We start from the raw sequence: 17947 nt of genomic DNA, 5'->3' as shown, positions 1-17947 counted from the left end.
TAATCTGTCCCCAATGCCCCACCACTTAGGTAAGGCCCAATAACAAGGAATCAGATCATGACCATCAAACCGACTCGCGCCCTTTCCGTCCTGGCCCTGGCCGCTGCCTTTGCCGCTGCCCCTCTGGCGGCCTCGGCTGCCCCAAGCAGCACCAGCGATGGCCAGCGCTACCACCAAAGCGCCGATCATCATAGCGGCCAGAAACACATGCACCAGCACGGCGATCGCGGTCAGCGCGGTGACCGCTGGCTGCGGGGCCTGGACCTGAGCCAAGCCCAAAAAGACCAAATTTTCCAGATCCGCCACGACCAGGAGAAAGCCGTCTACGATCAGAAGCAGGCCCTGAACGCCGCTGCCACCACCTTGCGCGAGCTCAGTCGCACGCAACCTTTTGACCAAGCCAAAGCCAAGCAGGCCGCCGAAGCCCTGGGCCAGGCCAAAGGTCAACTGGCTCTGTTGCAAGCCCAGACCATGGCTGAAGTCCACGCGGTACTGACCCCCGAGCAACAGAAAAAACTGACTGAACGCCAGGCTAAAAAATCGGGGGAAAAAAACAGCGCTAAGTCCTGATTGGATTCTTTGACGCCCCCCCGCAGCCATAGCCGTTGCTATCGTGAGGATGAGGCCGGACACAGTGCAGTCCCTGCGGACTGTGCTGTGCCGGACGAATCCACAGATGGCTGAGACGCGGGACTTGTTCAGCGGGCCTCTAGGCAAACGGGGGCTGGCGCTGAAGATCAACGATTTCAGCTGCCAAACAAAGTCCCGACCGACTGGAAATGCCGCTGATAATAGGGATTGTCCAGGGTATCCACCCGCACCTGCCCACCCGTGGAGGGCGCATTGATAAAGCGCCCATCCCCCAAATAAATCCCCATGTGAGAATTGGGTTTGCCCAGGGTATTGAAAAACACCAGATCCCCCGGCTGCAAGCGGCTGCGCGCCACCGGACGGCTAAGCCCCGCAATCTGGGCCGTGTTATGGGGCAAGGCGGTTTCAGTGGCCGCATCAAACACATATTGCACCAGGCCGCTGCAATCAAAGCCCTGTACCGGGCGTGAACCGCCATAACGGTACTGGGTTTCCAATAGGCTCAAAGCCGTCATGACGACCTCGGTACGATGCGCAGGATCAATCTGCGGGCCCGTGATCGCTGAATGTCTTGGACCGCCGCTGGGGCCTGCGCAGGCCGACAACAGCAGGCTGATCGTCAGTGCACCCAAAACCCGCATCTGCGCTTCTCCTGGCTTTATCGCGCCTAAAACTACGGCGTAGCGGCCCCGCAATCCAGCCGATACCCCACCCCATACACTGAACGAATCAAATCCTGATCTGGCCGGATATCCGCGAACTTGCGGCGCAGGTTCTTGATATGGCTGTCCACCGTACGATCTGTTACCACCCGATGGTCATCATACAGTCCATTGAGTACCTGGTCACGGCTGAATATCCGGCCTGGCTGGCTGGCCAGCAAGGCCAGCAGCCGAAACTCTACCGGAGTGAGCTCCAGGGCCTTGCCATCCAGACTGGCCTGCCAGGTCTCGGGCTGCACCACCAGACCCGCTGTCGCCCCTGGCTGATCCGACACCATCTGCGGCACCTGCAGACGCCGCAAGACAGCCCTGACCCGAGCCACGACTTCGCGCGGACTATAAGGCTTGCAGATGTAATCGTCCGCTCCTAGCTCCAAGCCCAGCAGGCGGTCGATCTCGTCGGTGCGGGCGGTGACCATGATGACGGGAATCGCCGTCTGCGCCCGAATATCACGGCACACATCCAGACCATCACGCCCTGGCAGCATCAGATCCAGCAGCACCAGCTGCGGCACCCAGGCGCGCACCACCGGCATGACATCCAGGCCATTATCCAGGCAGCGCACCGTATATCCGGCAGCTTCCAGATAGGTGCGCAGAATCTCTGCCAATTTGATTTCGTCTTCGACCACCAAGATATTCATGAGCGATGTTCTCCTGGAAACTGCACCCGAATCAACAATCCGCCAGCCGTCGAGGGCATGGCATCGATACGGCCGCCATGGGCCTGGACGATGCGGCGGCAGATCGCCAGCCCCAGCCCTGCCCCGCCATGCTGGCGGCTGCGCGAGGCTTCTACCCGATACAAGCGCTCGAACAAGCGTGGCAGTTGATCCTCGGGCACGCCTGGTGCGCTATCTGCGATATCCAGCAGCAAACCATCGCCCTGCCGCGCCACCCGCAGCATGACTTGGCCAGGCGCGTCCGTATAGCGCAGACTGTTTTCCAATAGATTGCCCACCAATTGCAACAGGCGTTGATAATCACCCCGCAAGGTCAGGCCCGCCGCCGCCTGCACATCCAGGGACAGACCGTGGCGTTCAAAGCGATCCTGCACCGCCCATGCCGCCTGGGTGGCGATATCCGCCAGGTCAACCGTCTCCATGCGGTAATCCAAAGCGCCGACATCCGCCAGGGATAGCTCATACAAATCATTGATCAGGCTGCTGAGCCGACTGACCTCGTGCGCGAGCGAAGCCAGCGCCGCCTGGTCCAGCGGCCGCAAGCCGTCTTCCAGTGCTTCAATCTCGCCGCGCAAAATCGCCAGCGGGGTCCGTAGTTCATGCGAGACATCCGCCAGCAAATCACGCCGCCACTGCTCGTGACGTTCCAGGCTATGCGCCAATTGATTGAAGTCCCGGGCCAGGCGACCCAACTCGTCAGGCGCCCCCACCCGCACACGGGTCTGGTAATCGCCTCCGGCCAGGCGATGGGTGGCCTGCGCCAGCCTACGCACCGGCACCAGCAGAACCCGGGCCAATAGCAGGCTGACCAAGGCCGCCAGCAACACCGACAGACCAACAATAATCCAGGTGGCCCGCAACTGCCGGGCCTGGAACTGTTGGTCAATATCATCACTGACGACCAAAGGAATAAAGGGTGGACTGAGCAGCCAGCCCACCGTCTGTTCTTGCACCACCACCGGCAGCCGACGGATATCCGAACCGGGGCGCACGCGCGGCCCAGCCAGCCAGTTGCCTTGCTGGTCCACCAAAGTCACGCGCAGCGGGGGTTCGCCATGCGCGCGATCACTATGACTACGGACATCCGGCAAATCTCGCCGCGACAGACGCAGACCACGCCACCATCGATCTCGGCGATCTTTCAGAAAACCCCAATTGCCGGATTCTGCATAATCAGCCGCCAGCAGCTGAGACAAGGTCTCCAACTGCTGACGTTCGCGTTTTTCCACATAATCGTCAAAGCCGCTGTCAAAACTAAAGCGAACAGCCACCCCCATGGCCAGTGCCACCACGATGCAACTGGCCAAAATCGTCAAAAAAAGCTTGAACGCAATGCTGGAACGCAAAAACATGCTGGGTGCACGTCCACAGGCAGGATCAAGAACCCGCGTCGATCTTATCCAAGGCCCGAGCCAGGGTTTCGACCGTGCGCTGGGGGTTATGCAACTTATCCAGCCCGAACAAGCCAATGCGGAAAGTCTTGAAGCCCTCGGGTTCGTCGCAAGCCAGCGGCACACCAGCAGCAGCCTGCAAGCCGACCTGGGCGAATTTCTGCGTCGACTGAATGCCATCGTCCGTGGTGTAGCTGACCACCACGCCTGGCGCCTCGAAGCCCGGTGCGGCCACGCTCTTGAAGCCGCGCCCGCGCAGTAACGCACGCACGGCATCGCCTAGTTGCTGCTGTTCGATCTTGACCTTGTCGTAGCCATAGGTGTCGGTCTCCAGCATGACATCGCGCAAAATGATCAACGAATCCGTGGGCAGCGTCGTGTAGTAGGCATGGCTGCCGCTTTCGTAGGCCTCCATGATGCCCAGCCATTTACGCAGATCGCAGGCAAAACTGGTGCTCTGTGTGGTGTCGATGTACTTGCGGGCGGCTTCACCCAGCATCACCAAACCGCAGCAGGCCGACGATGTCCAGCCTTTTTGAGGGGCGGAAATCAGCACATCGACGTGCACATCCTGCATGTTCACCCAGATCGTGCCGGAGGCGATGCAATCCAGTACGAACAGGCCGCCTTCGGCGTGGACGGCATCAGCCACCTGACGGATGTAGTCATCCGGCAGCAAAATCCCCGACGCCGTTTCGACGTGGGCGGCAAACACGACTTCAGGCTTGAACTCGCGGATGGCCGCAATGACCTCGTCCAGTGGCGGCGGTGCAAAATGCGGCTGGATGCCGGGTTCGATGGGGCGGGCCTTCAGCACCCGGGACTCCGACGGGATATTGCCCGTCTCGAAAATCTGTGTCCAGCGGTAGCTGAACCAGCCGTTGCGGATCACAAGGCAGCGTTTGCCAGTGGCAAACTGACGCGCCACCGCCTCCATGCCAAAAGTACCGCTGCCGGGGATCACGATGGCCGAATGGGCCCCATATACCGTTTTCAGGGTGCGCGAAATATCCTGCATCACGCCCTGAAAAGACTGGGACATATGATTCAGCGCACGGTCTGTATAGACCACCGAGTATTCCAACAAGCCTTCGGGATCGACCTGAGGTAGCAAACCTGGCATGGCATTCTCCAGTTAATGAACATCCCGATTGTAGACTTCCCTATAATGTCATGCGCGCTGGGCGACAAATCCTGGTTGCCCAAGACAAAACACAAAAATAGGGCCTGGCAGGCACAATCTGGCCGGGCACCACCCGAGGAGCCCTTATGCAGTCTAGCCTGACGGACGAGCCCGATACCACCGAGCCAACCGAAGAAACCCCTGTCATCATCCCGCCCTACCTGATTCGTCGCGAACCTATTTTTGACCAGAATCGCAGCTTGGCCGGGTATCGCCTGCGTATCCTATGGACGGATGAAACCGAGACCGATCCAGGCCTGGCTTTTGTACAGTCTGCGCGTACCCATGGTGTCAACCCCTTTCTGGCCTATGTGCCGCACTGGGTGGACGCCACGCCATTTTTATTGAATAACGCCTTCGCCGCCACCCTGCCGCGTCATCGCTGCTACCTGGAGTTCCCCGAGGAACTGGAAATCACCCCAGAGCTGATCAAATCCCTGCAACAGCTGGCCCACAGCGGACTTAAGTTTTCCTTGCGCGGCGACCTGGCTGCCCAGCCCGAACGCCACGATCTGCTGCCCTTCACCAAAATCGTGCACTTTGACCCCGCTCGCAGCACCAAGGCCGAAATTTTCAAGCAAAGCTTCCAGCACAAACAGGCTGGTTGCCAATTGCTGGCGACCAACCCGCCTGATAAAGCCAGCCTGGATAACTTTTTACTGCTGGGCTTTAACCTGGTCCAGGGGCATTGGCCCCAAGACAAAACCTCAGCGACCGGCGTCCTGAGCACCCGCCAAAAAATCCTGCTACGTCTCATCACCCTGATCATGGGCGAAGGCGAAGCCCCGGAAATCCAGGCGTGCATCCAACAAGACTCTGAACTCGTCAAGACCCTGCTGGACATGGTCAACACCCCGGCGTATGGCCTCAGCCAGGAAGTCGAATCCCTGAACCAAGCCATCATGCTGCTGGGTCGCCGCCAACTGCAGCGCTGGATCCAAGTCCTGATGTATACCGATGCTGGCCGACCAAAGGGATATCTGTCCCCCATTCTGATCCAGGCCAGCGCCCGCGCCCACTTGATGGAAGGCATTTCCAGTCTCAGCCACCCAGACAAAGCCGTGCGTGCCGATGCGGCATTTACCACCGGCATGCTGTCCATCATGGATCAACTATTCGGCAGCAGCATGGCGGACCTATTGGGGCAGGTACAGGTGGATGTGCCTGTGCGCGACGCCCTGCTGCGCCATGAAGGCTTGCTGGGGCCGGATCTGCGTCTGGCCACGTTGATTTTTCCATCTGACCGCGATCCCACCGAAGACCCCGGTCCCCTGCTGCAATCCATCGGCCTGACCGCTCAGCAAATCGAACCTTTGATCCAGGCCGCCTTTACTTGGGCTCACGGCATCACCCAAGCAGCCCCATGAATCTTTCTACCGTGCGCGTCAGCCTGGCCGGCTGGCTACGCATTTCCCACGTATCGGCTGGCTTCATCGCCGTCCTGGTGGGCTACACCAGCTCGGTGGCGATCATATTTCAGGCAGCCAGCGCCGCCGGGGCCCAAGAAGCCCAGTTGGCCTCCTGGATGTGGGCCCTGGGCATCGGCATGGGCATCACCTGCATCGGCCTGTCCCTGGCCTGGCGCGCGCCGGTGCTGACGGCCTGGTCCACCCCTGGCGCAGCGCTGCTGGCTACCAGCTTGGGCGACATCGGCTTGTCGCAGGCCATCGGCGTATTTATGGTCAGTTCCGTCTTGATCACCCTATGCGGACTGACCGGCTGGTTCCAGAAAGTCATGGACTGGGTGCCCCGTCACCTGGCATCGGCCATGCTGGCGGGCATTCTGCTGCGCTTTGGCACGGACCTGTTCGGCTCCATGCAAGGCCAGCCTCTGCTGGTGATCGTGATGTTCATCTGCTTCCTGCTGGCCCGCCGATTCGTGTCACGCTATAGCGTGCCACTGGCTCTGCTGGCCGGCATCGTGGTGGCTGCCGTGCAAGGCAATCTGGATTTAAGCGGCCTGGATTGGACTCCGGCCCATCCCGTGTGGATGCCTCCGACCTTTTCACTATCCGCCGCCATCGGCGTGGCCCTGCCGCTGTTCATTGTCACCATGACCTCCCAGAACGTGCCCGGGCTGGCGGTGCTGCGGGCCAATGGCTATGTCCACGTCCCGGTGTCCCCTGTGATTTCCTGGACCGGTATCACCGGCCTCGTACTGGCGCCATTCGGTGGCTTTGCGTACAACCTGGCTGCCATCACCGCCGCCATCTGCATGAGCCCGGATGCCGACCCCGATGCGCGCGAGCGCTACAAAGCCTCCGTCTGGGCCGGAGTCCTCTATGTATTGACAGGAATTTTCGGCGCCACAGTCGTGGCCCTGTTTGCCGCATTTCCACAAGAACTGGTGGCCGCCATCGCTGGCCTGGCGCTGCTGGGCACCCTGGGCACCAGCATCCACGAATCCCTGCAGGCGCCAGACTACCGCGAAGCTGCTCTGGTCACCTTTTTGACCACTGCCTCGGGCATGAGCCTGCTGGGGATAGGCAGTGCATTCTGGGGACTGGTTCTGGGGGGAATTTGCCACGCCGTGCTGCGTCCACGCAGCTAATGCACAGCGTCGCTGGCTCGCCAACAACCCCGAAGCGCAAAGCCCCGCCACCCTGGAATGGGTGGCGGGGCTTTGCACTGCGGGGCGATGATCAGGCAGCCCTGACCATGGGCTGATCGCCAGCAATCAGCCGTACCGCAGATCCGTGGCCCGATGTCGGCATTTCCAGCATATCCCCCAGGCGAAAATGCGTCACCAACTGGGCCAAGGTCGTGGCCTGATCATTCAGGCTGCCCGCTGCAGCGGCGGATTCCTCGACCAGACTGGCGTTCTGGCGCGTGACGTCATCCATCTGCATCACCGCAGTATTGACCTCTTGGATGCCGGAGGACTGTTCGCGACTGGCGGCGCTGATTTCGCCCATGATGTCATTCACACGACTAATGCTGTCCATGATTTTCTGCATGGCCTGCCCCGCATTGGCGGCCTGTGTATTACCCCGATGGGTAGACACCGCCGAAGTTTCAATCAGGTCTTTGATTTCGCGGGCAGCGGAAGCCGACCGCTGGGCCAAGGCCCGGACTTCAGCGGCCACCACAGCAAAACCACGCCCCTGCTGCCCTGCACGAGCGGCTTCGACAGCAGCATTAAGTGCCAGAATATTGGTCTGGAAGGCAATCGTGTCAATCACGCCAATAATATCGGCCACCTGATTGGAACGGGAATCGATCTCTCTCATGGTCTCGACCAGCTCGCTGACAATGGCCCCGCCCTGGGCCGCCGCCTGCGAAGCCGTGCTGGCCAGTTCATTGGCCTGCACGGCATTATCCGCATTCTGGCGCACCGTGGCAGTGAGTTCTTCCATGGTAGCCGCGGTCTCGGCCAAGGAACTGGCCTGTTCTTCGGTCCGGGAAGAAAGATCCAGGTTGCCCGCCGTAATCTGATTGGATGCGGAGGCCACCGACTGCGCCCCATGGCGCACATCCGCCACCACCGAGGCCAGATTATCCTGCATCTGGCGCATGGCATACAGCAAGCTGCTGTGGTCACCTGGCCGAGTCACGATGACTGCGGACAGATCCCCATTGGCAATCCGCTTCGCCACAGCGGCGGCAGCGGCTGGCTCGCCACCCAACTGGCGCACCAAGCCCCGAGCAATCAGCCAGGCCATCAACGGCCCCAGTATCAGAGCCAGCAAAGTCGCCCCCGCCAGAACAGCCAGTCCGGTCTGCATGCTTTGCTGATTATCGGCAAACACATCGGCGCTGAGTTCAGCCTGAAATTGGGCGAGCTTTGCAATGCTGTTTTGGTAGTCAGCCGCCAATTGCGGCAATGTCGTCAGAAACAGCGTCGTGGCAGCCGCCTGATCGCCGGCCTGTTGGGCCGCCATGGCCTGGCCCCGGCCAGCCAGATAAGCCTGCCGGGCCGCCCCGATCTCCTTCAGCAAGGCCTGCCCCTGGGGCAGGTTCAGAAGCTGCGGCAGTTCCTGTTGAATTTGGCCAGCCCGGATGGAGGATGCCTCCATCCCATGCTGAAACAGCGATTTGGCCTGCTCGTCCGGCACCAGGCTGATGGCCTGGGCCTGATTGACATTGACCTCGACCTGCCGCGCCCAGTCACTGATCAGGGCATTGACTGCCTGGCGCGTCTGCAGGAATTCACTACCGCTTTTAATGCCGAGGATTTTCCAGGCACCAATACCCGACATCAACAACATTAACACCAGAATAAAACCAAAGCCGACAATCAGCCGTGTACTGACACGTAGGTTTTGCACTATTATCCCTTTATGGTTCAAGCATTTTTATGCTTAAGTTGTGAACTAAAGAGAAAATTTATAATCGATATAAACCATTTTTACAATAGGGAGATAACTATACTTAAAGTCTCTTATGACGGCATCCACCCTCGTCGGTGGAGGCCAATTTAATCCCGAAATACCTCGTCCAACTCAGTGGCGTCAACAAAATTCAGCGACCAGGTCTCTAGCTGGGCGGCTGTGGCGGTCTGAATACGTTGAACAATATCATCGGCATTTGGGCCAAAGCGGCGCTGTATCTGGCGTAACAGAAACTTTGCCTGCCCTTCGACACTGCCTTGAATCTTGCCCTCGACTTGCCCCTCGATCTGCCCTTCGGCAAACCCTTTATCACGACCGGCGCGCTCAATCAACGTCACGTAGCTCATCTCGTTCTCCTTGCTGAGGGCTTGGACGGCCCGTACAAATTCGGGTTCCTGGTCTTTCTCCAGGGTAACCACCCATTCGACCAAACGGTACACTTGCACTGCGATATCTCGCAGATCCGGCCAAGCTGAGAAAAACCTAAAGATCAAGGATCAGCAGCGATGTTTTTGCCCGAGAGCAGCACGGCATGAATTGATCATTGGCGGCGTGCTCGTCGTCGGTCAAATAGGTATCCCGGTGATCCGGAATCCCGCCTTTCAGGCCGGTCAAGCAGGTGCCGCAAATGCCTTCCTCGCAAGAAACCGGGATGAACACCCCCTGGCGATCCAGGGCTGCGGTAATGGATTCGTCCGCGGGGATATCGAAGATTTCACCCGTGCTGTCCAGCTGCACCTGAAAGGCCACGTCCTGGTCGGTAATCACAGGGCGGTCTGCCGCATCCAGGGCGAATAATTCGACGTGAATGCGGGCTGCATCCAGCCCGGCTGCCTGGGCCTGGGTACGCACACCATCGATATAGCCGGTGGGGCCGCAAATATACACCTGAGTGTCGGCTGGGCAGCCCGCCAACACGGCGGCGACATTCAGGGATTGGCTGGGCTGGTCATCAAAATAACAATGGGCCTGGGGGCCAAAATCCTGTTGGATATCGGCCAAGAAAGCAGCCCGGGCCGCTGTGCGGCTGTTGTAATACAGGGCCAGGCCCGCTTGCTGGGCCTGCAACTGACGCCCCATGCACAATAAGGGTGTAATCCCGATGCCCCCGGCAAACAGCACGCTGTGTGCCGCCGGAACCAAGGCAAAATGATTGCGCGGCTGGCTGACCTGCAAAATATCGCCCACCTGGACGCGGTCGTGCAAGGCCACCGAACCGCCACGCGAAACGGCTTCGCGCAGCACGGCGATCCGGTAGCGGGCCGGCGCGACCGGATCGGCGACGCTGCCCGCCACCGGATCCAGCAGGGAATACTGGCGGATCAGTCCACCAGGAAGATGCACATCAATATGAGCCCCTGGGGCATACGCAGGCAACGCCACCCCATCCAAAGGGGTCAGTTCCAGACAGACAGTATCCTGGGCCACCGATTGCTTATCGGCCACCAATACAGACAAAAGTGAGGTATCCATAGTGCTCATTATCGCGCAAATCTGGATACCTTTTTTTGCCTATATCAGGATGGCTGCGTGTTTGCTTAGCTGGTCTGAGTCGGCCCAACCCCTAGCGGCGCGGGGGCCAGATTGGTGATGCGCTTGAACAACGATGCATAGCGATTATCCGCCCCGGACCAAGGGTCGCCATTGCGCGCAAAGTCCGCATTGATCTCCTGCCAGTCCTCCTGGGTGAACAGGCGTCTGGCCGCAGGCAGAATGTCGGCTTCTTCGGTATTGAGGTGCCGCCATTCGTCAGCGATATAGACGCGGACTGCATCCCGGAACCCGGCAAATTCCGATGCGCCGCCCTGCATATAGCTGACCAAGGCCCGATCCAGGCGGCTGGTGGCCGCTATCGCATCGCGGTGTTCGGCCTCCAGCATGTCCAACTGTGTATCGACATCGCGGGTTTTACTGCGCAGCAACGCGAAAATCCGATCTTCCTTGGGGTGGTGCAGCTTATCGGGCATTTCGGCAATATATTCAATCATGCTGGCCAGCAGCGTGAAATCCGGCTGCAAATGCCCTGCTTCGATATTATCCAGAATACGCGTCAATGCACTGAGAATCGCCGCAATGGCGCGGTGCTCTTCCCGAATCGTTTCAATCGCGGAAATAATGGAAGACGAGCTTTTTTTGCTGGCCGAATTCTGATTATCGGTCGATCCCGCCCCCAGCCAACGATCCAGTTGTTCGGGGTCTTGCAACAACGCAGCACTGGCACCCGCATAAACGACTTTCCCGCGCTCCAGGACGATGGCCTGGCGGGTAATGGGCAAAATCTGCCGGGCATGCTGCTCGACCAGAATTACGGCCATACGGCCTTCAGACACCATGGTGTTGATGATGTGCAGCAACTCTTGGGCAATCAGGGGTGCCAAGCCCTCCAGGGGTTCGTCCAATAACAGAACCTTGGGGTTGAGCATCAGCGCCCGCCCCATCGACAGCATCTGCTGCTCGCCGCCTGACAACTGGTTGCCCATGTTCATGCGACGATCGCGCAGACGGGGAAACAGGTCATAAACCCGATCCAGCGTCCATTCGCCCGGGCGGGCCACAACGGTGAGGTTTTCCTCGACGGTCAACGAGCGAAAAATATCGCGTTCCTGAGGCACCCAGCCCAGACCTGCCCGCGCCCGCAGATGGCTGGGCACACGGGCAATATCGGCGCCTTCAAAAAAAATCCGCCCCTGACGCAAGCGCGTTGCCCCCATCAGGGTGGCCAGCAGCGTGGTTTTCCCCATGCCATTGCGTCCCAGCAAAGCCAGGCTACCGCCCGCCTCCAGGGAAAACGATAAGTCTTCCAGGACGATGGCATCACCATAACCGGCCCAGACTTTTTCCATACGCAGCATTTCAGCCATGGGTTTCTCCGAGATAGACTTCCTTGACCTTGGGGTGATGGGCAATCACATCGGGGGTGTCTTCCAGCAGCAAAGCCCCGGACACCAGCACCGAAATACGCTGGGCAAATTGAAAAACCAGATTCATGTCGTGCTCGATCAATACAATCGTGACGTCTTGCGGCAACTGGGCAATGGTGTCGAAAAGTTCGCGGGACTCCCCGGTCGGCACACCTGCCGCTGGCTCGTCCAGCAGCAGGACTTTAGGACGCAAGGCCAGTGCCAAGGCGATCTCGATCAGCCGCTGGCGGCCATAAGCCAGATCGCGGGTGACTTCGTAAGCGTCGTTCAGCAGGTGCAACTGTTCCAGAATGGCGGCGGCTTCGTCCAGGACTTCTCCATGGGAAACCATGGGTTTCCACCACTGGGTGCCCAGGCCCCGGCATTCGCTGACGGCCAACGCCACGGATTCCAGCACGGTCATATCCATGAACAGCTGGTTGATCTGAAAGGTACGCACCAGCCCATGACGGCAACGGGCATGCTGAGGCATTTCGGTGACATCCTGGCCCAGCAGACTGACCCGTCCGGAAGTCGGGGCCAGATAGCCGGTCAACAGATTGATCAGAGTGGTCTTGCCCGCCCCATTGGGGCCAATCAGCGCGTGGCGCGCACCCGGGGCAATTGATAGATTGACCTTGTCCGTGGCGACGAAACCACCGAAATTGCGAACCAGGTCATGCGTTTGTAAAACCGGGTTCATGACGAGGCCTCCGTGTCGGCATCGGCGGCAGCCCGCGCCCGATGACGAGAAGCGCGTATCCATTGCTGGGCAGTGCCCAGAATACCGCCGCGGGCGAACAACACGATCAGCACCAGGATCAAGCCCAGCCAGAACTGCCAATACTGAGGATTCATATCAGACAGGAAATAATTGATCATGACAAAAACGATGGCACCGATCAGGCCGCCATACAGGTGCCCTGCGCCGCCCAGGATCAGGATCAGCAACAGATCGGCCGAACGCTGAAAACCCAGCACATCCAGGGATACGAACTGATTGGTCTGAGCCAATAAAGCACCCGCCACCCCGGCATAGGCCGCACCAATGGTATAGACCCGCACCAGACGATTATTGACTGGCACACCCAGGGCAGGCATGCGCAAGGCATTCATGTGGATGCCGCGCAGGCTTTGCCCGAAAGGCGAGTACACCAGCCGGCGTGCCAACCAGAACAGGATAAACAGCACGATGACGGAATATACAAACCCGACCCGGCCAAACATATCGAAATCGAATATCCCAAGAATGGGTTTGATCTCGATGCCTGGCATGCCGTCCACGCCCCCCGTGATATCGGTGAACTTATTGGCCAGTTCGTAGAGCATGAGAGCCACACCGAGCGTGACCATCAGGCGCGACAGATCGTTGCCGCGCAAGAGCAGAAAGCTGCTGAAAAACCCCACAATGCCGGCAAAAATGGCCGCCAGCAACAGACCTAATAAAGGGTCCCCCAAACCGTGCGAGCCCAACAGCCCCACCGTATAGGCGCCAATGCCAAAAAAAGCGGCATGGCCAAGAGAAATCACCCCGGCGTAGCCGAAAATCAGATCCAGCGACAGGGCAAACAAAGCCGTGATGGCAATCTGACTGAGCAGCAGGTAATTACCGGGAAAAGCGAAATACGCCAGGATAGGCAAGCACCAGAAGATATATTCCAGAGGCTTCCAATTTGCGGCCCGGCGATAGTCGGCCAGAACTTCAGCGCGCTGCGGCCCCCGACTGGCATCGGCCCCGCTTAAAAAAGAGGTCGTCATGTCAGGTTCCTATTGGTGAGGGCGGCCAAACAGGCCTTGAGGACGATAGATCAGCGTCACCACCATCACGGCATAGATGATGAAAGCGCCCACCTGAGGGATATAGTATTTGCCGGCCACATCAGCCACCCCCAGCAAGATTGCGGCATACAGAGAGCCAAGAATATTGCCGCTGCCCCCGACCGACACGACAATCAGGAAGTACACCAAGTACTTCACGGGGAATTCGGGGTCCAGGCCCAGCATTTCGACCCCCAGCGCACCGCCCAATCCCGCCAGGGCCGAGCCCAGCGCAAACGTCAGGCTGAAGACGCGATTCACATCTACCCCCATGCCTCGGGCGACCCGCTGGTTATCCACAGCGGCACGCAATCGAGCACCGAAAGAAGTGCGAATCACGGAAAACTGCAGTGCGGCGGCCACAACCAGCCCCGTCACAATCAAGAATATGCGATAGACGCCCAGGTCCAGGCCCGGCATGATCTGCACCTGACCAGACAGGAATTCAGGCAACTGCAAGGGCTGCTGGCGAGCGCCAAAGAAGAAATGCGCGGTGGCCACGGCCATAAACACCAGACCAATGGAAAACAGCACCTGATCGAGTTCTGACGCGGCGTACAGGCGGCGGTATAGAAAGCGCTCCAGGACGATGCCAACCAGCGCGGGGAGCAAGGCAGCCACCGGCAATGTCATCAAGAACGGCACCCCGAAGTCATTCAGTGTAACGACGCAGGCATAACCGCCCAGCATGGCAAAAGCACCGTGGGCGAGATTCACGAAATTCATCAAACCCAGGGTTACGGACAAGCCGACGCTGATCAAAAACAGCAGCATCCCGTAGGCAAGGCCATCGAACAATATAGTCATGATTTATCCTGATGATGGAGATAGGTGATGCCGCACTGCAACATCACCCCCGCAGGAATCCAGATCGGCAGCAGCACACCATATGCCGCTGCCAGCAATGCAGATTAGCCTTGCTTGCCCGGATCTTTTACTGCTTCGATCTTGTCGAATTCGACGTTCTGCAACACGCCGTCAACCTTTTCGACCTTGCGAATATAGACGTTCTGGATAATGTCACGCGTTTCGGGATCGATTTCGACCGGGCCACGCGGGCTGGTCCATTTCATGCCCTTGACGGCATCCATGAAGGCGGCGGCACTGGAATCGCCATTCGTCTTTTTCAGGGCTTCATAGATCAGGTGCATACCGTCGTACCCGGCCACTGCCACGAAGTTGGGGCGGTCGTTGGGATAAGCCTTGGCGTAGGCGGCGGTAAAGGCCTTGTTTTCCGGCGAATCATGCGCTGCCGAATAATGGAAGGAGGTAATCATGCCGATCGCCGCATCCCCCATGGCATCCAGCACGTCCTCGTCGGTCACGTCGCCCGTGGCCAGCTCCTTGATACCGGCCTGATCCAGACCGCGCTCTTTAAAGCCCTTGGCCAAAGCCACGCCCTGTTCACCATTGGGCACAAACAGGAACACCGCATCCGGCTTGGCATCCTTGATGCGCTGCAGGTAAGGCGCATAGTCGGGTGTTGCTACAGGTGTGCGAACTTCGCCAATGATTTTGCCGCCCAATTCGGTAAAGGTCTTCTGGAATTGTTTCTCAGCGTCGTGGCCGGGGCCGTAATCAGACACCAAGGTATACACCGAGCGGATGCCGTTGGCATAGGCCCACTGCGCCATCGGCGCCGTATCCTGCGGCAGAGTCATGGACACGCGCACGATATTGGGTGATTTTTCGGTGATCGAGGACGTGGCGGCATTCAGCACCACCATCGGCACATTGGCTTCAGTGGCCAGGGGGGCAACCGAAAACGCATTAGGCGTCAGGCTGAAGCCGGCCAAAATATTGACCTTGTCCTTGATCAGCAATTCTTGGGCCTGGCGCTTGGCCACGGCCGGGGCGATGCCGGTGTCATCCTTGATCAGGACTTTGACCTTGCGGCCAGCGACTTCGTCGCCGTGCTCGGCCATGTACAAGTCAATGCCATGCTGCAGCTGCTTGCCGTGGGCGGCAAACGGGCCTGACATAGGCATGACCACGCCGATCTTCAGGTCTTCGGCGTGAACGGGGGTAAAAGCAATGGCGCCGACAGCCAAGGCCACTGCTCCAAGGGTCTTGATGATTTTCATGGTCTCACTCCTGGTACTTTCAAGAACCAGCTTTTCAGCTGGACAATTGCTGCTCTAAGTCATGCAGAACTTGGTAACACGGCAGAACCTGGGCCACGCTGGCATTGGGTTCCCGCCCTTCGCGAATTGCTGCGAAAAACTCACGATCCTGTAATTCGATGCCATTCATGGACACATCCACCTGGCTGACATCGATGACTTCATCACGGCCAGTGAACAAGTCGTCGTAGCGGGCAATATAGGTGGCGCTATCGCCGATATAGCGAAAGAAGGTGCCCAATGGGCCGTCGTTGTTAAAACTGAGCGACAAGGTGCAAATGGCCCCATTGGCCGCCTGCAGCTGAATCGACATATCCATGGCAATGCCCAAGGCCGGATGAATCGGCCCCTGCACGATATTGGCCTTGACCACAGGACTGCCACATTGATAGGCGAACAGATCCACGGTGTGGGCGGCGTGGTGCCACAATAAATGGTCGGTCCAGCTGCGTGGTTCGCCCAGCGCGTTCATGTTGGTGCGACGAAAGAAGTACGTCTGCACGTCCATTTGCTGGATGTTGAATTCGCCCCGCTGAACGCGTTGATGCACATACTGGTGGCTGGGGTTGAAACGGCGCGTATGACCGCACATGGCGATTTTTCCTGCCTGACTGGCCAGCGCCACCAGGGCCTGCGCATCCTGCAGCTTATCCGCCATGGGGATCTCGACCTGCACGTGCTTGCCTGCCTTCAGGCAGGCCATGGCCTGGGCCGCATGCATCTGGGTGGGGGTGCACAAAATGACAGCGTCGATATCCGGGCGCTGCAGGACCTCATCCAGCTCGGTGGCGGCTTGCTCGATACCGTATTTCTGTGCGATTGCCTGAGTCTTCTCCAGGTCACGGCTAACCAGGGCGACTACCTCGACACCGTCAATCCGGGCAATGCCATCCAGATGCTTGATACCAAAGGCGCCGGCGCCGGCCAGGGCCACCTTCAAATGCTGCGTCATGCCTGTTCCTCCAGAATCAGATGCCCCACGGCGGTATTCGATGCCGGCACGTGGTAGAAGCGATGCGCGACATGCGGCGCAGGCCCTCCCGCTACATCGGCCATGGCGCCACGCGCAATCAGCCACATGACCAGCTCGATACCCTCTGAGCCGGCTTCGCGCACGTAATCGATGTGCGGCAGCGTCGCCAGACCCGCGGGATCGGCAATCAGGCGATCCATGAAAGCGGTGTCGAATTCACGATTGATCAGGCCGGCCCGAGGCCCCTGCAACTGATGACTCATGCCGCCCGTGCCCCAGATCTGTACATTCAGGGGGCGGTCAAAAGTTTCGATGGCGCGCCGAATGGCCTGGCCCAGCTGAAAGCAGCGCTGGCCCGAAGGCACGGGATATTGCACGACGTTGACGGCAAACGGGATGATGGGGCATGGCCAGGCCTGAGGCTGGCCGCACATCAGCGACAAAGGCACGGTCAAGCCATGATCGACGTCCATTTTATTGACGATCGTCAGGTCAAAGTCTTGCTGGATGACCGATTGCGCAATATGCGCCGCCAGTTCCGGATGCCCGACCACTGGCGGCACGGGACGCGCACCCCAGCCTTCGTCGGCGGGCTGATATTCAGCCGCGCAGCCGATGGCAAACGTCGGGATCATATCCAGGCTAAAGGCCGTGGCGTGATCGTTGTACACCAGGAAAATCACGTCAGGCGTATTTGCCTGCATCCACTGCTTCGAAGGCTCATAGCCCTTGAACAGCGGTGCCCAGTAGGCATCGCCCGATTTGCCCAGATCCAGCGCTGCGCCGATGGCCGGCACATGGGAGGTGTACACGCTGGCCGTGATACGCGCATGGGTATTGCTCATGAGTGATCTCCGATTTTGCGGTTGCCCTGGATGGAGCGCCCGCCCGCCAGCATCATGGCGGCATATTCCTCTTGGGACATGCCGGTCATGCTGGCGGCCATATACTGAAACGACCGGCCATCCGTAGCGCCGAGCTTGGCCAGAAAATAAATATTGCCCCCCAAGGACAGGCAGCGATTCAAGTCGCGGGCTAGAACAGCCTGCTTCTGATCTTCGCTCATGGGCCATTCATCCAGGTAGGCACGTTCATCGGCCAGGAAACGCTGACGGTTCTCGGCCTTCATCAGCGACATGCAGAATTGATTCAGGTGATATCCCAGGCGGGACTGATCTGCATCGAAAATCGTGGTGCCGGGTATATCGACATAGGGCTTGTTCAAGGACATG

The 17947-nt window shown here is 59.0% G+C and carries 18 protein-coding genes and 1 pseudogene; 3 read left to right on the top strand and 16 right to left on the bottom strand.

Features of this window, described 5'->3' with window-relative positions:
• Window positions 1-57: 57 nt before the first annotated feature.
• Window positions 58-570: a Spy/CpxP family protein refolding chaperone gene (locus VDP81_RS14025; protein ID WP_322995267.1), complete on the top strand. Its 513-nt coding sequence runs from the start codon at window positions 58-60 to the stop codon at window positions 568-570.
• Window positions 571-746: 176 nt separating this feature from the next.
• On the opposite strand, the gene VDP81_RS14020 is transcribed toward VDP81_RS14025, so the two are convergent.
• Genes VDP81_RS14020 through VDP81_RS14005 form a run of 4 tightly spaced genes read right to left on the bottom strand, consistent with a single transcriptional unit; the run spans window position 747 to window position 4510 of the window.
• Window positions 747-1232 (bottom strand): C40 family peptidase, encoded by a 486-nt coding sequence (locus tag VDP81_RS14020; protein ID WP_322995268.1) that lies wholly within the window; start codon window positions 1230-1232, stop codon window positions 747-749.
• A 32-nt stretch (window positions 1233-1264) separates the two neighbouring features.
• Window positions 1265-1957, bottom strand: coding sequence for a response regulator (locus VDP81_RS14015; protein ID WP_323012633.1), 693 nt, complete (start codon window positions 1955-1957; stop codon window positions 1265-1267).
• On the bottom strand, window positions 1954-3348 hold the full coding sequence (locus tag VDP81_RS14010) for an ATP-binding protein (protein WP_323012632.1): 1395 nt from the start codon (window positions 3346-3348) through the stop codon (window positions 1954-1956). Before VDP81_RS14010 ends, VDP81_RS14015 begins: the two co-directional genes overlap by 4 nt.
• A 25-nt stretch (window positions 3349-3373) precedes the next feature.
• Window positions 3374-4510 carry an aminotransferase class V-fold PLP-dependent enzyme gene (locus VDP81_RS14005; RefSeq protein WP_322995271.1) on the bottom strand — a complete coding sequence of 379 codons (1137 nt, stop codon included), beginning with the start codon at window positions 4508-4510 and terminating at the stop codon, window positions 3374-3376.
• 146 nt (window positions 4511-4656) lie between these two features.
• On the opposite strand from VDP81_RS14005, the gene VDP81_RS14000 reads away from it, so the two are divergent.
• Window positions 4657-5937 (top strand): EAL and HDOD domain-containing protein, encoded by a 1281-nt coding sequence (locus tag VDP81_RS14000; protein WP_323012631.1) that lies wholly within the window; start codon window positions 4657-4659, stop codon window positions 5935-5937.
• Window positions 5934-7121 carry a benzoate/H(+) symporter BenE family transporter gene (locus VDP81_RS13995; RefSeq protein WP_322995273.1) on the top strand — a complete coding sequence of 396 codons (1188 nt, stop codon included), beginning with the start codon at window positions 5934-5936 and terminating at the stop codon, window positions 7119-7121. The genes VDP81_RS14000 and VDP81_RS13995 overlap by 4 nt, the downstream gene beginning before the upstream one ends.
• Before the next feature lie 91 nt (window positions 7122-7212).
• On the opposite strand, the gene VDP81_RS13990 is transcribed toward VDP81_RS13995, so the two are convergent.
• The 12 genes and pseudogenes from VDP81_RS13990 to ligA all read right to left on the bottom strand — a co-directional run bounded on the left by VDP81_RS13990 (window position 7213) and on the right by ligA (window position 17946).
• Complete coding sequence (locus VDP81_RS13990) at window positions 7213-8838, bottom strand: methyl-accepting chemotaxis protein (RefSeq protein WP_323012630.1); 1626 nt, start codon at window positions 8836-8838, stop codon at window positions 7213-7215.
• 149 nt (window positions 8839-8987) lie between these two features.
• A complete protein-coding gene (locus tag VDP81_RS13985) occupies window positions 8988-9341 on the bottom strand; it encodes a DUF4351 domain-containing protein (protein ID WP_323012629.1) in 354 nt (117 codons plus the stop codon).
• 43 nt (window positions 9342-9384) lie between these two features.
• On the bottom strand, window positions 9385-10374 hold the full coding sequence (locus tag VDP81_RS13980) for a PDR/VanB family oxidoreductase (RefSeq protein ID WP_323012628.1): 990 nt from the start codon (window positions 10372-10374) through the stop codon (window positions 9385-9387).
• A 65-nt stretch (window positions 10375-10439) separates the two neighbouring features.
• Window positions 10440-11105 carry a hemerythrin domain-containing protein gene (locus tag VDP81_RS13975; protein ID WP_323012766.1) on the bottom strand — a complete coding sequence of 222 codons (666 nt, stop codon included), beginning with the start codon at window positions 11103-11105 and terminating at the stop codon, window positions 10440-10442.
• Window positions 11079-11762, bottom strand: a pseudogene (locus VDP81_RS13970) (ABC transporter ATP-binding protein); the annotation flags it as partial. The gene VDP81_RS13975 and the pseudogene VDP81_RS13970, both read right to left, overlap by 27 nt.
• The gene (locus VDP81_RS13965) at window positions 11755-12504 is read right to left on the bottom strand and encodes an ABC transporter ATP-binding protein (RefSeq protein ID WP_322995297.1); all 750 of its coding nucleotides are present in this window, start codon (window positions 12502-12504) and stop codon (window positions 11755-11757) included. The gene VDP81_RS13965 and the pseudogene VDP81_RS13970, both read right to left, overlap by 8 nt.
• The gene (locus tag VDP81_RS13960; RefSeq protein ID WP_322995298.1) at window positions 12501-13559 is read right to left on the bottom strand and encodes a branched-chain amino acid ABC transporter permease; all 1059 of its coding nucleotides are present in this window, start codon (window positions 13557-13559) and stop codon (window positions 12501-12503) included. The genes VDP81_RS13965 and VDP81_RS13960 overlap by 4 nt, the downstream gene beginning before the upstream one ends.
• 9 nt (window positions 13560-13568) lie before the next feature.
• Entirely contained in the window at window positions 13569-14426 is an 858-nt protein-coding gene (locus VDP81_RS13955) for a branched-chain amino acid ABC transporter permease (RefSeq protein WP_416233262.1), read from the bottom strand.
• 104 nt (window positions 14427-14530) lie between these two features.
• Window positions 14531-15703: an ABC transporter substrate-binding protein gene (locus VDP81_RS13950; protein ID WP_322995299.1), complete on the bottom strand. Its 1173-nt coding sequence runs from the start codon at window positions 15701-15703 to the stop codon at window positions 14531-14533.
• Between the two features lie 34 nt (window positions 15704-15737).
• Window positions 15738-16694 (bottom strand): Gfo/Idh/MocA family oxidoreductase, encoded by a 957-nt coding sequence (locus tag VDP81_RS13945; protein WP_322995300.1) that lies wholly within the window; start codon window positions 16692-16694, stop codon window positions 15738-15740.
• Window positions 16691-17560 (bottom strand): class III extradiol dioxygenase subunit beta, encoded by an 870-nt coding sequence (locus VDP81_RS13940; protein ID WP_322995301.1) that lies wholly within the window; start codon window positions 17558-17560, stop codon window positions 16691-16693. Before VDP81_RS13940 ends, VDP81_RS13945 begins: the two co-directional genes overlap by 4 nt.
• Complete coding sequence (gene ligA / locus VDP81_RS13935; RefSeq protein ID WP_322995302.1) at window positions 17557-17946, bottom strand: protocatechuate 4,5-dioxygenase subunit alpha; 390 nt, start codon at window positions 17944-17946, stop codon at window positions 17557-17559. Before ligA ends, VDP81_RS13940 begins: the two co-directional genes overlap by 4 nt.
• Window position 17947: the final 1 nt, after the last annotated feature.

This window comes from Castellaniella sp., assembly GCF_034675845.1.
Classification (GTDB): domain Bacteria; phylum Pseudomonadota; class Gammaproteobacteria; order Burkholderiales; family Burkholderiaceae_B; genus Castellaniella.
The sequence above is the reverse complement of the archived record's forward strand: the minus strand, read 5'-3'. Positions and strand labels throughout refer to the sequence as shown.

Bases quoted from the DNA above. Each gene is read 5' to 3' on its own strand.
- VDP81_RS14025 (WP_322995267.1), top strand. From the start codon at position 58: ATGACCATCAAACCGACTCGCGCCCTTTCCGTCCTGGCCCTGGCCGCT.
- VDP81_RS14020 (WP_322995268.1), bottom strand. From the start codon at position 1,232: ATGCGGGTTTTGGGTGCACTGACGATCAGCCTGCTGTTGTCGGCCTGC.
- VDP81_RS14015 (WP_323012633.1), bottom strand. From the start codon at position 1,957: ATGAATATCTTGGTGGTCGAAGACGAAATCAAATTGGCAGAGATTCTG.
- VDP81_RS14010 (WP_323012632.1), bottom strand. From the start codon at position 3,348: ATGTTTTTGCGTTCCAGCATTGCGTTCAAGCTTTTTTTGACGATTTTG.
- VDP81_RS14005 (WP_322995271.1), bottom strand. From the start codon at position 4,510: ATGCCAGGTTTGCTACCTCAGGTCGATCCCGAAGGCTTGTTGGAATAC.
- VDP81_RS14000 (WP_323012631.1), top strand. From the start codon at position 4,657: ATGCAGTCTAGCCTGACGGACGAGCCCGATACCACCGAGCCAACCGAA.
- VDP81_RS13995 (WP_322995273.1), top strand. From the start codon at position 5,934: ATGAATCTTTCTACCGTGCGCGTCAGCCTGGCCGGCTGGCTACGCATT.
- VDP81_RS13980 (WP_323012628.1), bottom strand. From the start codon at position 10,374: ATGGATACCTCACTTTTGTCTGTATTGGTGGCCGATAAGCAATCGGTG.
- VDP81_RS13965 (WP_322995297.1), bottom strand. From the start codon at position 12,504: ATGAACCCGGTTTTACAAACGCATGACCTGGTTCGCAATTTCGGTGGT.
- VDP81_RS13960 (WP_322995298.1), bottom strand. From the start codon at position 13,559: ATGACGACCTCTTTTTTAAGCGGGGCCGATGCCAGTCGGGGGCCGCAG.
- VDP81_RS13955 (WP_416233262.1), bottom strand. From the start codon at position 14,426: ATGACTATATTGTTCGATGGCCTTGCCTACGGGATGCTGCTGTTTTTG.
- VDP81_RS13950 (WP_322995299.1), bottom strand. From the start codon at position 15,703: ATGAAAATCATCAAGACCCTTGGAGCAGTGGCCTTGGCTGTCGGCGCC.
- VDP81_RS13945 (WP_322995300.1), bottom strand. From the start codon at position 16,694: ATGACGCAGCATTTGAAGGTGGCCCTGGCCGGCGCCGGCGCCTTTGGT.
- VDP81_RS13940 (WP_322995301.1), bottom strand. From the start codon at position 17,560: ATGAGCAATACCCATGCGCGTATCACGGCCAGCGTGTACACCTCCCAT.
- ligA (WP_322995302.1), bottom strand. From the start codon at position 17,946: ATGTCCTTGAACAAGCCCTATGTCGATATACCCGGCACCACGATTTTC.